This is a genomic window from Pseudarthrobacter xylosi (assembly GCF_055412765.1).
Map to the genome: position 1 here is coordinate 321,984 of NZ_JBVAYT010000002.1, position 13,870 is coordinate 335,853.

Genomic DNA, 13,870 nt, shown 5'->3' on the forward strand with positions numbered 1-13,870 from the left:
GTGATCGCGGTACGAAAACGGGCTAATAGTTACGCACTCCCGTGAGGCGGGCCCCGGAAACCTGACTGGCACCCGCGTTGGTGCCCAGCCCGCGGACCACCCATCCCTCTGCCTGCCAGGCGCCGGCATCGAGCACGTTCCTGGCGTCCAGGATCACGCGCCGCCGCACCAGGTCTCCCGCAGCAATGGGGCTCAGGCGCTGGTATTCGTCCCACTCGGTGAGCAGCAAGACCAGCTCCGCACCCTCCAAAGCCCGCGTTGCGGAGGCTTCGAACCGCAGTTGCGGATACCGCAGCCACGCGTGGTTCACGGCTTTCGGGTCGGTCACCGTTACGTGCGCGCCGGCGGCTGCCAGCCGGGCCGCGACGTCCAGAGCGGGGGAGTCGCGGATGTCGTCGGTCTCGGGTTTGAAGGAGGCGCCGAGGATGGTGATGGCGCGTCCGGAGAGCCCGCCTCCGCACAGTTCCGCGGCCAGGGTCACTGTCCGGGTCCGCTGGCGGACGTTGATGGCATCCACCACACCCATCCAGTCGTTGACCAGGTCCACGCCCAGCGCGGCGGCCTGGCTGCGGAGGCTGCGGATGTCCTTGGGCAGGCACCCTCCACCGAAGCCCAGCCCGGCATGCATGTAGCGGTTGCCGATCCTCGGGTCCATGCCCATAGCCTCGCTGAGTTCACCCACGTCCGCGCCGGACGCGTCGCACAGTTCGGAGATGGCGTTGATGAAGCTGACCTTGGTGGCCAGGAAAGCGTTGGCGGCCGACTTGATCAGTTCCGCCGTGGCAAAGTTGCACACCAGGCGCGGAATGCCGGCGTTCAGCAGCGGCTCATACACGGCATCCAGCGCAGCCGTCACCGCACGCGGCGCCCCGGTCTTGGGGTTAAAGGCCGCAGTGCGTCCGCCCGGCACGCCGTAGACCAGCCGGTCCGGCACCAGTGAGTCCTTCACCGCGGTGCCCTGGCGCAGGAACTCCGGGTTCCAGCCCAGCTGCACGTCCGGCCGCCCCGCGAGGACGCCCTGGAGCATGTCCACCGTGCCCACGGGCACCGTTGATTTACCAACGACGACGGCGCCCCTCGCCAGGTGCGGGAGCAGCGCCTCGGTGGCTGAAACGAGGAAGGTGAGGTCGGCGCCGTCGGACACTCTGGACTGCGGTGTCCCGACGCACAGGAAGTGGACCTGGGCGCCGGCGGCAGCGGCGACGTCGGTGGAGAACTTGAGGCGGCCGGTGCTGTGTCCGTCGCGGAGCAGTTCGTCCAGGCCGGGTTCGAAGAAGGGGGCCAGGCCGCGGCCCAACTGGTCCACTTTGGTGGCGTCCACGTCGATACCCACCACGGTGTGGCCCATGGATGCGAGCGTGGCGGCGTGCACCGCGCCGAGGTAGCCGCAGCCGATCACCGAAATTTTCACAGGGATGCTCCACTTCTGGATTGGACTGGCTCAACCACCGTGCTGCGACGGCTTGTGGTTTCGACAGGCCCTACCACCGGGAGGACAGGCTCAAGCACTGGTTCGCCGGCGATTACTGATCCGTAATGACGGACCAGTTCTGCGCTGAGCACCGGCCATGTCCGGGCCTGGACCGAGGCGTGCGCTGCCGTGGCGAACGCGCGGCGCTTGGCGTCGTCGCCCATCAGGTCCATGACGTGCGCACGCAGCCCGGCCAGGTCGCCGGGCCGGTACAGCCAGCCGGTGCGGGAGTTTTCCACCAGGTCCAGGGGCCCACCGCGGCCTGTAGCGACCACCGGTACCCCCGATGCCATGGCCTCCTGGATGGTCTGGCAGAACGTTTCGAACTCGCCGGGATGGACAAAAAGATCGAAGGACGCCACCGCCTTCGCCAGCTCCTCACCGCCCAGGAAACCGGTGAACACGGCGTCCGGCAAGGCCTCCTGCAGGGCGGACTTCTGGGGTCCGTCGCCCACAATCACCAGCCTGGAATTCGGGACGTTGGCGAGCGCGGCGAGGTCCTCCACCTGTTTTTCGATGGCCAGCCGGCCCACGTAGCCAATGATCCGCTCACCGCCGGGGGCAACCGTTGCCCGCCACCCGGCGTCGCGCCGTTCCGGCGAAAACCGCGCGGTATCCACACCGCGACGCCACATGCCCACCCGCGGAATCCCGCGGCCGCGCAACTGGTTCAGCGCGAAAGTGGACGGCACCAGGGTCCGGGTGGCCAGCAGGTGGATGTTCTCCACCCGGTTCCACGCCCAGTTCTCCAGGAACGGCACACCGTACCGGGCGGCGTAGCTGGGAACCTCGGTCTGGTAGATGGCTATGGTGGGGATCCCCAACTGATGCGCGGCCTGCACTGCCCGCCACCCGAGGATAAACGGCGATGCGAGGTGGACAACGTCGGGTGCGTAGTCGGCAAGGATTCGCTTGACCCGGTACACACCGCCCATCGCCACTCGCACGTTGGTGTAGCCGGCCAGTGGAACGGCCGGAACCCGGTGCACTTTTGCGCCGTGAACTACCTCGGCCGGTCCCGCGAACTCGGCCACCGCATGGGTGGAAGGGGCGATGACCAGGACCTCGTGGCCCTGGTCCTCCAGGTGTTCAAGCACCCTCAGGATGGAGTGGGTCACCCCATTCATCAGCGGCAGGAATGACTCGGCAACAATTGCGATCCTCACCCCTCCACGGTGGGTGCGGCGCCTGTCGGTGCGGGGTCACCCGGGTTGAGTCGAGGGAAAGGTTTGGTTAACAGATCAGCGTTAGGGGTCAGCCGCCCTCGCCGTGCCGCAGCACGTCCGGGAGTTCGTCCACATAGACGGTTTGCGGTGGCTCGAAATAGATGACCAGCACTTCGTCGCCCACTGCGAAGACGCTCGTCTTGTCGAAGGGGCGGGCATGGAACGCGTTGGTGCCGCCCAGGTAGGGCAGCATGACCTCGCCAAGCGTTCCGGGCCCAATGCGACCCGTCACGCGGCCGATCTTGCCGGTCAGGCTCCGGTCAACGTTTTTATGCATCGGGGGCTTTCTCGGGGCGCTTACCTTCCCGGTTGTTCTTCAGCGCCGAGGACAATGCCGGAAGGTAATCGCCCACCTGGGCCAGGATGCCGCCCAGCATCTTGTTGACCCCCTCGCCGCCGTTCAGCACGGTCATCTGGCCTACGTGGGAGAAAGGCTCGGCGGCTGCGGCGATGATGGCCGGCATGTTTTCGGCCAGCTGCTGCGAAATGACGGCGTCCTGGTTGGTCCCGAGCGCTTCGGCCCGCGCCTTGATGCCGTCCGCCTCGGCCAGCGCCTTGGCTTTGATGGCGGAGGCCGCGGCGTCACCGCGGGCCCGGGTGGCAGCGGCTTCGGCCTCGCCGGTGACCTTTGTGGCTCCGGCCGCAGCCGCCGCGGCAGTGGCGTTCGCCTGGGCAGTCAATTCCGTGCGGCGGGCATTCGCCTGGGCTTCAAGTTCCGTGCGGCGGGCCAGCGCTTCGGCGGCGCTGATGTCCGCCGCCTTCTGGCCCTCGGCGTCGGTCCGCTTGGCGTACGCCTTGGCATCGGCGGGCTTCCGGACCGTGGTCTGGAGCTTCTGCTCCTCCCTGTCCGCCTCAAGTTTGGCCACTTCCGTTTCCTGGACGACGACGTGTTGCCTGGCTGTCGCATCCGCCAGCGGTCCCGCCTGGGCGGCCTCGGCTTTGGCCCGCTCGGCGTTCGCCTGCGCCACCGACTGGCGGATGGCCGAAAGGCTCTGCGCGTCCGCGATCAGGGCAGCCGCCTCGGCTTCCTTCTCAGCCGCCTCACGGTTCCGGGTGGCTTCGGCGATTCGGGCCTCCATTTTGACCTGGGCTATGTGGGGCTTGGCGATGTTCTGGATATACCCCGTGGGGTCCTGCAGGTCCTTGATCTGCAGCGAGTCCACCACGAGCCCCAGCTTCTCCATTTCCACCCCGCTGGCGCTGCGGACCTGGGAACCGAGTTTGTCCCGTTCGCGGATGATCTCTTCCATGGTCATGCTGCCGATGATGGAGCGCAGGTGGCCCTCAAAGACGTTGTACACCTGGCTTTCCATTTTGGGCTGCTGGCCCAGGAAACGCCTGGCCGCGTTTGCGATAAACGGCGGTGCGTCACCGATTTTGTAAATCACAACGCCTTCAACAATCACCTCGATGCCTTGGGAGGTCACGCAGGAAACCTTGAGTTCTGTTTCATTCAGCGTCAGGGAAAGCGTGCGGACGGTCTGCAGGCCCGGAAATACCAGGGCGCCCTTTCCGGTGACAATCTTGAAGTCCATACCGGCCCGGGTTTCCAGGGTTCCGCGGGTCAGGCCGGAGATGATCAGGGCCTCATTGGGCTCCGCCACCTTCCACATCAGTTTGATGGCTCCCCACACCACACCGACCACCAGTATTGCCCCGATAATCGCAGCAAGAAGCGGGAAGAATGCTGACAGGTCCGGCATGACGAGGTCCTTTCACGGGTGCGGAAAAGGCCTCGCCGCACAGCCCCAATAAATGCAGCTGATCAGGCCCTGCCGGTTTGCGTGCGTGCAATTCCGGTCAGCGTGGCCAGCTGTTGTAGACAGTCTCGTTCGCACCTGCCCAAGAGTCCAGAGTATGGGCTGTTGATTATTTGCCGAGGATCTCGCGGGCAACCCGCTGGGCCTCGATCTCCTCAGGGGCAACGGTGGTTCCGCGGAGGAAACCGGCGGTGGCCATGATGTGCCGCAGCTCGGCTTCCGTGCGCGGCGGGTTCACCCCGTGGTGTGCCATAGCGTGGCAGTTGGGGCACAGCGGGACCAGGTCCGTGAGCGGGTCCAGCAGGTAGCCGCCGCCAAGCTGGGACGCTGGCACCACATGGTGGACGTCGATAAAGTCCTTGCCGAGGTCCCCGTACGCCAGCTCGAAGGAGAACCCGCAGGCCGCGCAGTTGGTGCCGCGGTGCGCGATGCAGGCCCTTCGCGCCACGGGGTCGTGCTCGTAGCGGTTGGCGGTGACACGCACGACGGCGTTGTCGGGGTAGGTGCCGGGCACAGGCTGGGTGGGGTCCGGTCCTTGCACCGGCCCGTGAGTGGCCCAAACGCCGCGGATGGCCGCCGCATCGCCGGGCCCGAGCGCGATTCCCTCGGTTTCGGCAGTGTCCCACGCGACGCCAGGCACCGCTTCGTCGAGGACCGCCGCGGGCACGTGGTCGCCCAGAGGCAGGAGCGCATCGAAGGCCACCGGCACGGTGAATCCGGGCTGATCCGGGGTGGGCTCGGACTCCGACAGGACTACGCCATGGCCCATCAAACCGGGACCGTGCGCTCCCAGCAGGACCAGCCACACGCTAGTGCCGGCGGCAACGCTACGGTTCACGCGACAGGGCTCCAGTCGCAGCCCTGTCATGGCGACCTGTTCAACAACAGCCGCGTAGTTCCAGCGGTTCCGGCGGGCCGGGTCCCAGCCCATGATGATGTCGCTCATGGGGCCATTGTTGCAGGCTCCATACTCTGTGCGGCCCCTAGCCGCGCACCGCCGGAGCTTCGCGCACCGTCGGGCACAAAGAAGCCGGTGCAGCCGTTCGCGGAACGCGGCAACTGCACCGGCGAGTAGGACGAAAATTCAGAACTTAAGGATCATTTCTCATTCGCGGCTCCTGTTTCCCGGCTTGTCATTCCCGGGCTATTTCCTCTCGCCGGACATGTTCCGTGAGAACAGCCAGCCACAGGCAACCATTACGACGCCCAGAACCAAGTGGGCCCAGTTGTCAGCCATGTTGAACGACAGGAAATTGGCCGCCGAACCCACACCGACACTGAGACCGAAAATGGCGAGGACGATGTACAGCGCGCCTGCTCCGATGAGGAAGTTCCGTGCACCATGTTCGGTCCGGGACATCGCCCCGCCCGTTGCGCCGATGGCCAGCTGCACAATATTGAGCAACATGGACACCTGGAACAGGCCAAGGAACATTGCATGGGAATCAGGTCCCAGGAACATCAATTCGCTGTACTGAGTGGTGACGCCGGGGATAAAGCCCAGGATACCCACCAACAACAAGACAATACCTGCTCCCAGGCCGGCGTTCTGGACGTCTGCGCGCCCGAAATGAACGCCGTGTGCATGTGGGGATGCGGTAGTCATTTTTCTGCCTCCAACCGTGATTGCGGACATTCCAATTTTACGGCGGACCTGTGGAAAAAGCGCCGGAACAAGACCGAATGGGGACTTCTGCCCAGCGACAGAATGGGGGACTTCTGCTGGACTGGGAGCACTATGCCATCCTTTCCACTCCTCGCCCGTGCCGTGCTAGCGGCTGCACTTGTGCTCCTCGCCGCGGCCTGCAGCGTCACGGTCCCGGAGGGCAGGGCGCCGGCCGTCGGCGCGCTGCTGGTGAGCGACCCGGACGGGGCGCCCGGACACACTGAACGCCCGACGACGGCGCCATCACCGGCGGCGGCCGTCCCGCCGTCGTCGCCCGCTGCTTCGCCGGGAACTCCGCCGGGAACTTCGCCGGGAACGCCTGCCGGCCGGCCCCTGAACCGCGCGGAGGAGCTCCTGCCCAAGGTGAATGTGAAGCCGTGGCGGGCCACACTGCCGGTGGTGTTGCAGTCTCTGAACAAGGACATGCAGTGTTCCATCGGGGCCGAAGGTGCGGCGTGCCACCTCCTTAGCGACGTGGCGCCGCGTCCTGGCGACATCAAGGGCCAGTGCGCCGGGCTGAGCCAGTACTTCGGCGGCTATGCGGTGGTCACGGTGGACGGCGGCGCGCAGTACGGCCTGTGCGGGGACGGCGTCTCGCCGATGGAAGCGGAGGCGGCGGCCGGGCCAACGTTTCCCGGACCGTGGATCGAGGACGGGCAGACGGTCCGGATCGGCAACATGGTGTGTTCGCGGGAGCCGGGCCGGATGGACTGCGCGCACCTCCGCACCGGGAGCGGCTTTATGCTCAGCGCGGCGGACTACGAACTCTGGTGAGGCACGTCTCGCAGGGAGAATGAGCCTGTCGAAGCCCGGTCCGACGGCCCGGCCGTGACACCATGGGACACGATGAAACTGCGCGCTGATCAGACCGGAGACCGTGGCCTTCCCATGCCCTTGTGGCTGCAGGGAGGCCTCGAAACGGCGCAGGCCGCCATCATCTCCGCGCTCCTGGCGGTGGTTCCCATTGTGGCCGTATGGGCCACGGCGGGTTTCCAGAACACCGCCTTTGATGCCCTGGCCCGTCTCGCCGGCCAGGGCTGGCTGCTGATTCACGGGGTGCCGCTGCAGCTCGCAGTTGTCTCCGGTGAGGCTGGCGCGGCCGGCCGTTCAGGCTCCGGCCTGCTGACCCTGGTGCCCCTCGGGCTGACCCTGATTCCGTTCCTGCTCGCCTGGCGTGCGGGACGGCGCCTGGCCCGTGCCTCCTATACGGACCAGCTGTGGCAGGCGCTGCTCGGGTCCTGGGTGGTCTACTCGGCATTCGGCGCGGCCACCGCCTTTGTGTGCCGCACCGCCGACGTCGTCATAAACATCTGGTTCGCCATGCTTATCCCGCTGATCCCGTTCGCCCTGGGCATGGTGATCGGCGCCCGCCGCGAGGCAGGCTCATGGAGCCGGCTGATCGGCGTCGACGCCGTGGACTGGATCTCACGCACCAGCCAGCATTCGCGCTGGGCGGGCTCCTATTTGGGTTCCGCGGCGAAGGCCGGGTGTGTGGCCCTTCTGGCGGCGTTTGCGCTCGCAGGTGTGCTCCTGGCCGTGGACCTTTTTATCCACTGGAACCTGGTGATTTCGGTCTATGAAGCGCTCGACGCCGGCGCCGTGGGGGGTGCGGCGCTCACCATCGCGCAACTTGGGTACCTCCCCAACCTCGTGGTTTTTGCGCTGGCGTGGGTCTCGGGCTCGGGCTTCGCCCTGGGCGTGGGTTCGCAGGTGGGCCCGCTGGGCACCGCCACCGGGCCGTTGCCCTCCATCCCAGTCTTCGCTGCCATCCCGTCAGGTCCGCTGGACTACGGGTTCGTGGCCCTGGCGGTACCGGTCCTGGCGGGTGTCCTGGCCGGCTGGTGGTTCCTGCGCGAAGGCGAAAACCACTTTGACGAATGGCTCTCCATCAAGATGGACGCGCGCTGGTTCACGGCCACCGTGTCCACGCTTGCCCTCGGCGCGCTGGTTGGGGTGGCGTCCGGGCTGCTTGCTGCCGGGCTGGCCTGGCTGGCCCGCGGCTCTGCCGGCCTGGGCCGCCTCACCTCCATCGGACCCGACCCCTTGTGGATGGGACTCTGGATTGCCGCGGAGGTGGGCATCGGCGTCGTGATCGGTTACGCGGCCGGACCGTGGTTGGAACGCCAGCAGCACGTGGATGAGGAAGCGGAACTGAGCCGCTAGTCTTTCGGTGCTGCGGCTGGTGTGGTGCCTATGTGGCTGCTACCGGAGTCCCGGCAGCGAGCCTTCCAGCTGGACCCGGCAATTGGAGAGCGCCTGGTCCGTAAGAGCCTGCCGCGAGCAGGTCTGGAAGTCTTGGACCTGGCGGAAGAACAGGGCCGTCGCCAGGATGACCAGCAGCAGGATCAACGACACCACCAGTCCGGAGATGGTGCCGAACAGGACCAGCTTGGACTCCTTGAGCGTGGCCGACCGGACCAGCAGGAGGATACCCAGCACAAAGCTCGCGGCGGTCAGGATGCCGGTGAGCCACAGGTAACTGACGTCGAGCTGGTAGACGAAGAAGGCGCCCAGCACGGTGACAATGAAGATCCGGAACAGGTTGCGGGTTTTGGCGAGCGAGCCCTTGGCGGCCTCGCTGAGAGGCTCTTTGGTCCGCTGTTGGCCAGCCGGTTCCGGGGTGTTGTTCATGTTTTCCAGCCTACGCGAGCGTGCCCATAAGCTAGACCCATGCGCATCGTAGTCCTCGTTTCCGGTACCGGGTCCAATCTCCAGTCAGTCATCGACGCCGTCAAGGCAGGGGAGTTGGACGTGGAAATAGCGGCGGTGGGTGCCGATCGGGAGGGGACCTACGGCGTCGAACGCTCCTCGGAAGCCGGGCTGGAGACCTTTGTGGTCAACTTCAACTCCTTCCCTACGCGCGACGAATGGGATGCCGCGCTGACCGCCCGGGTGGCTTCCTACGCCCCGGACGTGGTGGTCTCCTCAGGATTTATGCGCATCGTCAGCGCCGACTTCATCGCGGCGTTCAACGGCAAGTACCTCAACACGCACCCGGCCCTGCTGCCAGCTTTCCCCGGCGCCCACGGCGTCCGCGATGCCATGGCCTACGGCGTGAAGGTCACCGGCTGCACGGTGCACTGGGCCGACGCCGGAGTGGACACAGGGCCCATCATCGCCCAGGAAGCCGTCACGATTGAACCGGGCGACACCGAAGAATCCCTGCACGAACGCATCAAGGTGGTGGAGCGCCGCCTGCTGGTCAACACGCTGGCAGAACTGGCCCTCGCCGCGGACGCCCCTCCCAAGTAAGTAGCAGCAGATGTCGGTTTGAACCCTCAGAACGACATCTGCTGCTACCCAGTTGGGCCGGTGGGGGTATGCCTGTGGATAACTTCCGCGGGACGGCACGAAATTTGCCACCATGGGCCAATGAAGACTCCGCAGCCGCTGCCGGAACCACTGGGTTCCGCCGCGTTCACCTTCCAGGAAGCGGCCGACGCCGGGGTAACGGTCGGGCGGTTGCGGCACCGCTCGCTGGGGGCGCCGAGCCGGGGGATCAGACAGCCGCTGCACCAGCCGGTCGTCGAACTATCGTCAGTGGTCCGGCCGTTGACCCTGGTCACGGAATTCTCGGCCGCTTCCCACGCCACAGCCTTCACGTTGTGGTCATTCCCAGGTTTCCTACCGTGCACGGACGATCCCGTCACACACGTCTCCAGGCCGGACACCATGGCCATTCCGCGTCGGGCGGGGGTTCGGGGCCACCGCGGCCAGTTCTTTGCCGATGAAATCGTGAGTCTCAACGGCCTGCTCATCACGTCCCGGACAAGGACATGGCTGGATTGTGCCCGGAAAATGAGCATTGACGAGCTGACAGTGGTGGCCGACCACCTGCTGCGGATTCCAAGGCCGGAGTTCGAAGGCCGGGCGGAACCGTATGCAACACCGGACGGCCTTGCAGACATGCTCGACCGGCACAAAGGAACGCCCGGAATTCAGAAGGCCCGGCTTGCCCTTGAACAGGCGCGGATCGGGTCCGACTCCGCTCCGGAAACCAAACTGAGGCTGGCACTGGAGTACCGCGGGCTGCCCGAACCGCAACTGAACGTTTCCGTGGAACTGGGCAGCGGCGTCGTACGTCAACCCGATCTCGCCTATCGGAAACAAAAAGTTGCAGTGGAGTACGACGGCGAAGGCCATTCCGAGACGGCGCAGATCGTCCGCGACATTGCGCGCGAAGAGGACTTTGCCAGGGCCAGGTGGGTGATGGTCAGGATCTCCAAACGGCATATGGAGAGCGAGGCACATGCCGCTGTAGCCAAAGTCCGTTCAGCCTTGCTCAGCCGCGGCTGGGAGCCCAAGTAAGTAGCAGCAGATGTCGGTTTGAACCCTCAGAACGACATCTGCTGCTACTCAGTTGGGGGAAGGGGGAGAGCGCGGCGCCGGGACTACTCGAGCCGGCGCTGCTTGGTCTCGGGGGAGAAGAACGCCATCCACAGGACAGCCACCAGCACCAGCCCGCCGGCCAGGGCGAAGGACGTGGCCAGGCCCAGCTCGGGCCAGAAGTAGTTCGCGAAAATGAGCGGCCCAAAACCTGCCCCCAGCCGGGAGAATGTTGACGCCCAGCCGAAACCCGTGCCGCGGAGCTCGGTCGGGTACAGCTCAGACACATACGCGTAGAGCACCGGAATCGCTATCTGCACCACAAAGCCGAACACCAGTAGCCAGAACACCGCCGCCGTGGGGATGTCCACTACAATCGCCACGATCACCAGGGTCAGCGCAGAGAGCGGGCCCGTGATGGCAAGGATCCATTTGCGGCCCACACGCTCCACCAGCAGCGCGGCCACAACCACGCCCAAAAGCCCAACCGCCGCCATGGACGCGGTGGTTACAAACGCCTTGTATTCGGCGAATCCCGCGCCGATCAGGATCCGTGGCATCCACGTCAGGGACAGGTAGTAGACCATCAGGATGCTGAAGAACAGAGCCCAGGCGGTGGCAGTGATCTTCCAGTTGAACTGCCACACGAGCCGTAGTTGGTGCCAGGCGCTGCCGGCGGAGAGCCGCGGGACTTCCTGCGCGTCGGGAAGGCTGTAGGCGCGCGGTTCGGCACCGGTTGCGGCCACGAGGGCGTCGATGACCTTGGACGCTTCGTCGCGGCGGCCCTTGCGGATGAGGAACAGCGGCGATTCCGGAACGCTGCGCCGGACCCAGAACACGAGGAGCGCAGGCAGCACCATCACCAGCATGGTCAGCCTCCAGTCGCCGAATACCGCCACGAGGCCGGCCGACACAAAGCCGGCGAGGGCCGCGCCCACCGGCCACCAGCCGTCCATCGCGGTGAGGACTTTCCCTCGCTGCTTGCGTGGGGTGAACTCACCCACCAGCGCGTAGTCCACCGGTATGCAGCCGCCCAGACCAAAGCCGGCCATAAAGCGGAACACGCAGAACCAGATAAAATCGGGGGAGAACGCGCCCAGCACGGTGAAGAGCGAGAAGATCAGCAGCGTGGCCGTGAACGCCTTCTTCCGCCCGATTGTGTCCGCGACGGTGCCCCACACAAACGCGCCTACGGCCATGCCGATCAGATTGGACGTACCCACCCAGGCCACTTCGCCGGGAGCCAGGGCCCAGTGCGTCGAGAGCAGCGGGATGAGGATGCCGTTGAGCGTCACGTCCCACGCATCAAACATAAAGCCGAGGCCGCCGATCACGAAGATCCTGCCCTGGACTTTCCAACGCCAGGGCAGTTCCTGGACCACCTGTTCGCCGCTGGGCACAGTGGTGTAAGTATTCATCGCAGCCTCCTATGAAAACTCTAACCGTGCCCACTGACGTTCACACTGCTGCCGGCAATCGGGGCAACCCGTGCAACACGATAAACTGGGCCTATCCCCACCAACCGCGGCACTGTTCCGCGAGATCAGACGGAGACTTTTTGTGAGCGTCACGCAGCCTGACCGTGTATCCATTGACCGTGTTCCCATCCGCCGGGCGCTGATCTCGGTTTACGACAAGACCGGCCTGGAGGAGCTCGCCAAGGGCCTGCACGCAGCCGGAGTGAAGATCGTCTCCACCGGTTCTACAGCCAAGAAGATCGCCGCGGCCGGCATTCCGGTCCAGGAAGTGGAAGAAGTGACCGGGTCCCCGGAAATGCTGGACGGCCGCGTCAAGACACTGCACCCACGCGTCCACGGCGGCATCCTGGCGGACCGCCGCGTCCCCGCGCACATGGAAACCCTCGCCGGCATGGAGATCGAAACCTTCGACCTGGTGGTGGTGAACCTCTACCCGTTCGTTGAGACCGTGAAGTCCGGCGCCGCGCAGGACGATGTCGTTGAGCAGATCGACATCGGCGGCCCCGCGATGGTGCGGTCGGCAGCGAAGAACCACGCCGCCGTCGCCATTGTTGTTGACCCCACGTTCTACGGCTCCGTGGTCACCGCCGCCGCTGAGGGCGGCTTTGACCTGAAGACCCGACGCCGGCTGGCCGCCAAGGCGTTCGCCCACACCGCGTCCTACGACAACGCCGTGGCCACCTGGACTGCCAGCCAGTTCCTGGACGAAGACGGCGACGGCATTATCGACTGGCCTGCCTACGCCGGCCTGTCGCTGGAGCGCTCCGAGGTCCTCCGTTACGGCGAAAACCCGCACCAGCAGGCTGCGCTGTACGTGGACAAGGCAGCCCCGGCGGGCATCGCGCAGGCCGACCAGCTGCACGGCAAGGCCATGAGCTACAACAACTTCGTTGACGCCGACGCCGCCCTCCGCGCCGCGTTCGACTTCGCCGAGCCGGCCGTAGCCATCATCAAGCACGCCAACCCGTGCGGTGTCGCCGTTGGTTCCGCTGATGCTGCAGACCCGATCGCTGATGCCCACGCGAAGGCCCACGCCTGCGACCCCGTCTCGGCCTTCGGCGGCGTCATCGCTGCAAACCGGACGGTCACCGCCGCCATGGCACAGACCGTTGCCGGCATTTTCACCGAGGTTGTCATCGCCCCGGACTTCGAGCCGGAGGCCGTGGAGATCCTCGCCAAGAAGAAGAACATCCGCCTGCTGGCCCTGCCCGAGGGCTACGGGCGCTACCCGGCCGAAATGCGCCAGGTTTCCGGCGGTGTCCTGGTACAAATGAGCGACAGGGTGGACGCCGACGGCGACAACCCCGCCAACTGGACCCTCGCCGCCGGCGAAGCCGCTGATGAAAAGACCCTCGCGGACCTCGCCTTCGCCTGGACCGCTTGCCGCGCCGCAAAGTCCAACGCCATTCTGCTTGCCAACCACGGTGCGGCCGTGGGCATCGGCATGGGCCAGGTCAACCGCCTCGATTCCTGCAAGCTGGCCGTTGAGCGGGCCAACACGCTGGGCGTTTCGGTGGAGTCCGGGAGCGCTAGTGGGGGCGATGCCCCCGGCGGTGCGTCAAACGCCAACGCCAGCGGCGCACCGCAGCGCGCCCACGGTGCCGTCGGCGCCTCCGACGCGTTCTTCCCGTTCGCTGACGGGCTGCAGATCCTGATCGACGCGGGAGTACGCGCCGTGGTGCAGCCGGGCGGTTCCGTCCGGGATGAGGAAGTCGTGGCCGCAGCCAACGCGGCCGGCATCACCATGTACTTCACGGGTGCCCGCCACTTCTTCCACTAATCCCCACCGGCTCCCTAACCTCGCAAGCCCGGTCAGGGAACCCTGCCGGCGTGGGCCCAACATCGACGGCGCCTGTCCCCACCAAGGGGACAGGCGCCGTCGGGCTTTAACGGGCACTTAGGAAGGACGTTGTATCGGGTCCGCGCCCCGCTGCATGAGGCGC

At 66.0% G+C, this 13,870-nt stretch carries 13 protein-coding genes; 5 read left to right on the plus strand and 8 right to left on the minus strand.

Annotation, left to right across the window (positions count from 1 at the left end):
• Positions 1-22 precede the first annotated feature (22 nt).
• The 6 genes from ACZY1F_RS05575 to ACZY1F_RS05600 all read right to left on the minus strand — a co-directional run bounded on the left by ACZY1F_RS05575 (position 23) and on the right by ACZY1F_RS05600 (position 6,063).
• The gene (locus ACZY1F_RS05575; RefSeq protein ID WP_463940715.1) at positions 23-1,411 is read right to left on the minus strand and encodes a UDP-glucose dehydrogenase family protein; all 1,389 of its coding nucleotides are present in this window, start codon (positions 1,409-1,411) and stop codon (positions 23-25) included.
• Positions 1,408-2,637, minus strand: coding sequence for a glycosyltransferase family 4 protein (locus tag ACZY1F_RS05580; protein WP_463940717.1), 1,230 nt, complete (start codon positions 2,635-2,637; stop codon positions 1,408-1,410). The genes ACZY1F_RS05575 and ACZY1F_RS05580 overlap by 4 nt, the downstream gene beginning before the upstream one ends.
• 88 nt (positions 2,638-2,725) lie before the next feature.
• On the minus strand, positions 2,726-2,974 hold the full coding sequence (locus ACZY1F_RS05585; protein ID WP_463916962.1) for an NfeD C-terminal domain-containing protein: 249 nt from the start codon (positions 2,972-2,974) through the stop codon (positions 2,726-2,728).
• Positions 2,967-4,400 carry a flotillin family protein gene (locus ACZY1F_RS05590; protein WP_463940718.1) on the minus strand — a complete coding sequence of 478 codons (1,434 nt, stop codon included), beginning with the start codon at positions 4,398-4,400 and terminating at the stop codon, positions 2,967-2,969. The genes ACZY1F_RS05585 and ACZY1F_RS05590 overlap by 8 nt, the downstream gene beginning before the upstream one ends.
• A 166-nt stretch (positions 4,401-4,566) precedes the next feature.
• Positions 4,567-5,403 carry an HNH endonuclease gene (locus ACZY1F_RS05595; RefSeq protein WP_463940719.1) on the minus strand — a complete coding sequence of 279 codons (837 nt, stop codon included), beginning with the start codon at positions 5,401-5,403 and terminating at the stop codon, positions 4,567-4,569.
• Positions 5,404-5,601: 198 nt separating this feature from the next.
• Complete coding sequence (locus ACZY1F_RS05600; RefSeq protein WP_463940720.1) at positions 5,602-6,063, minus strand: DUF4383 domain-containing protein; 462 nt, start codon at positions 6,061-6,063, stop codon at positions 5,602-5,604.
• Between the two features lie 132 nt (positions 6,064-6,195).
• Here ACZY1F_RS05600 and ACZY1F_RS05605 point away from each other — a divergent pair, with 132 nt between their 5' ends.
• The gene (locus ACZY1F_RS05605; protein WP_463940721.1) at positions 6,196-6,897 is read left to right on the plus strand and encodes a hypothetical protein; all 702 of its coding nucleotides are present in this window, start codon (positions 6,196-6,198) and stop codon (positions 6,895-6,897) included.
• Positions 6,898-6,969: 72 nt separating this feature from the next.
• Positions 6,970-8,286: a cell division protein PerM gene (locus tag ACZY1F_RS05610; protein WP_463940722.1), complete on the plus strand. Its 1,317-nt coding sequence runs from the start codon at positions 6,970-6,972 to the stop codon at positions 8,284-8,286.
• Positions 8,287-8,325: 39 nt separating this feature from the next.
• Here ACZY1F_RS05610 and ACZY1F_RS05615 read toward each other — a convergent pair whose 3' ends face one another.
• Positions 8,326-8,754: a hypothetical protein gene (locus ACZY1F_RS05615; protein WP_463940723.1), complete on the minus strand. Its 429-nt coding sequence runs from the start codon at positions 8,752-8,754 to the stop codon at positions 8,326-8,328.
• A 39-nt stretch (positions 8,755-8,793) separates the two neighbouring features.
• On the opposite strand from ACZY1F_RS05615, the gene purN reads away from it, so the two are divergent.
• Together purN and ACZY1F_RS05625 are read left to right on the plus strand one after the other, a co-directional pair.
• On the plus strand, positions 8,794-9,375 hold the full coding sequence (gene purN / locus ACZY1F_RS05620) for a phosphoribosylglycinamide formyltransferase (protein WP_463940724.1): 582 nt from the start codon (positions 8,794-8,796) through the stop codon (positions 9,373-9,375).
• Positions 9,376-9,495: 120 nt separating this feature from the next.
• Complete coding sequence (locus ACZY1F_RS05625) at positions 9,496-10,431, plus strand: hypothetical protein (protein ID WP_463940726.1); 936 nt, start codon at positions 9,496-9,498, stop codon at positions 10,429-10,431.
• 83 nt (positions 10,432-10,514) lie between these two features.
• Here the strand turns inward: ACZY1F_RS05625 and ACZY1F_RS05630 are convergent, their stop codons facing one another.
• Positions 10,515-11,867: an MFS transporter gene (locus tag ACZY1F_RS05630; RefSeq protein WP_463940727.1), complete on the minus strand. Its 1,353-nt coding sequence runs from the start codon at positions 11,865-11,867 to the stop codon at positions 10,515-10,517.
• Between the two features lie 142 nt (positions 11,868-12,009).
• Between ACZY1F_RS05630 and purH the strand changes: the two genes are divergently transcribed.
• Positions 12,010-13,707, plus strand: a complete 1,698-nt coding sequence (gene purH, locus ACZY1F_RS05635) for a bifunctional phosphoribosylaminoimidazolecarboxamide formyltransferase/IMP cyclohydrolase (RefSeq protein WP_463940729.1) — start codon at positions 12,010-12,012, stop codon at positions 13,705-13,707.
• Positions 13,708-13,870: the final 163 nt, after the last annotated feature.

Excerpts from the sequence above, each read along its gene's own strand:
- ACZY1F_RS05585 (WP_463916962.1), bottom strand. The coding sequence starts at position 2,974 with ATGCATAAAAACGTTGACCGGAGCCTGACCGGCAAGATCGGCCGCGTG.
- ACZY1F_RS05590 (WP_463940718.1), bottom strand. The coding sequence starts at position 4,400 with ATGCCGGACCTGTCAGCATTCTTCCCGCTTCTTGCTGCGATTATCGGG.
- ACZY1F_RS05595 (WP_463940719.1), bottom strand. The coding sequence starts at position 5,403 with ATGAGCGACATCATCATGGGCTGGGACCCGGCCCGCCGGAACCGCTGG.
- ACZY1F_RS05600 (WP_463940720.1), bottom strand. The coding sequence starts at position 6,063 with ATGACTACCGCATCCCCACATGCACACGGCGTTCATTTCGGGCGCGCA.
- ACZY1F_RS05605 (WP_463940721.1), top strand. The coding sequence starts at position 6,196 with ATGCCATCCTTTCCACTCCTCGCCCGTGCCGTGCTAGCGGCTGCACTT.
- ACZY1F_RS05610 (WP_463940722.1), top strand. The coding sequence starts at position 6,970 with ATGAAACTGCGCGCTGATCAGACCGGAGACCGTGGCCTTCCCATGCCC.
- ACZY1F_RS05615 (WP_463940723.1), bottom strand. The coding sequence starts at position 8,754 with ATGAACAACACCCCGGAACCGGCTGGCCAACAGCGGACCAAAGAGCCT.
- purN (WP_463940724.1), top strand. The coding sequence starts at position 8,794 with ATGCGCATCGTAGTCCTCGTTTCCGGTACCGGGTCCAATCTCCAGTCA.
- ACZY1F_RS05625 (WP_463940726.1), top strand. The coding sequence starts at position 9,496 with ATGAAGACTCCGCAGCCGCTGCCGGAACCACTGGGTTCCGCCGCGTTC.
- ACZY1F_RS05630 (WP_463940727.1), bottom strand. The coding sequence starts at position 11,867 with ATGAATACTTACACCACTGTGCCCAGCGGCGAACAGGTGGTCCAGGAA.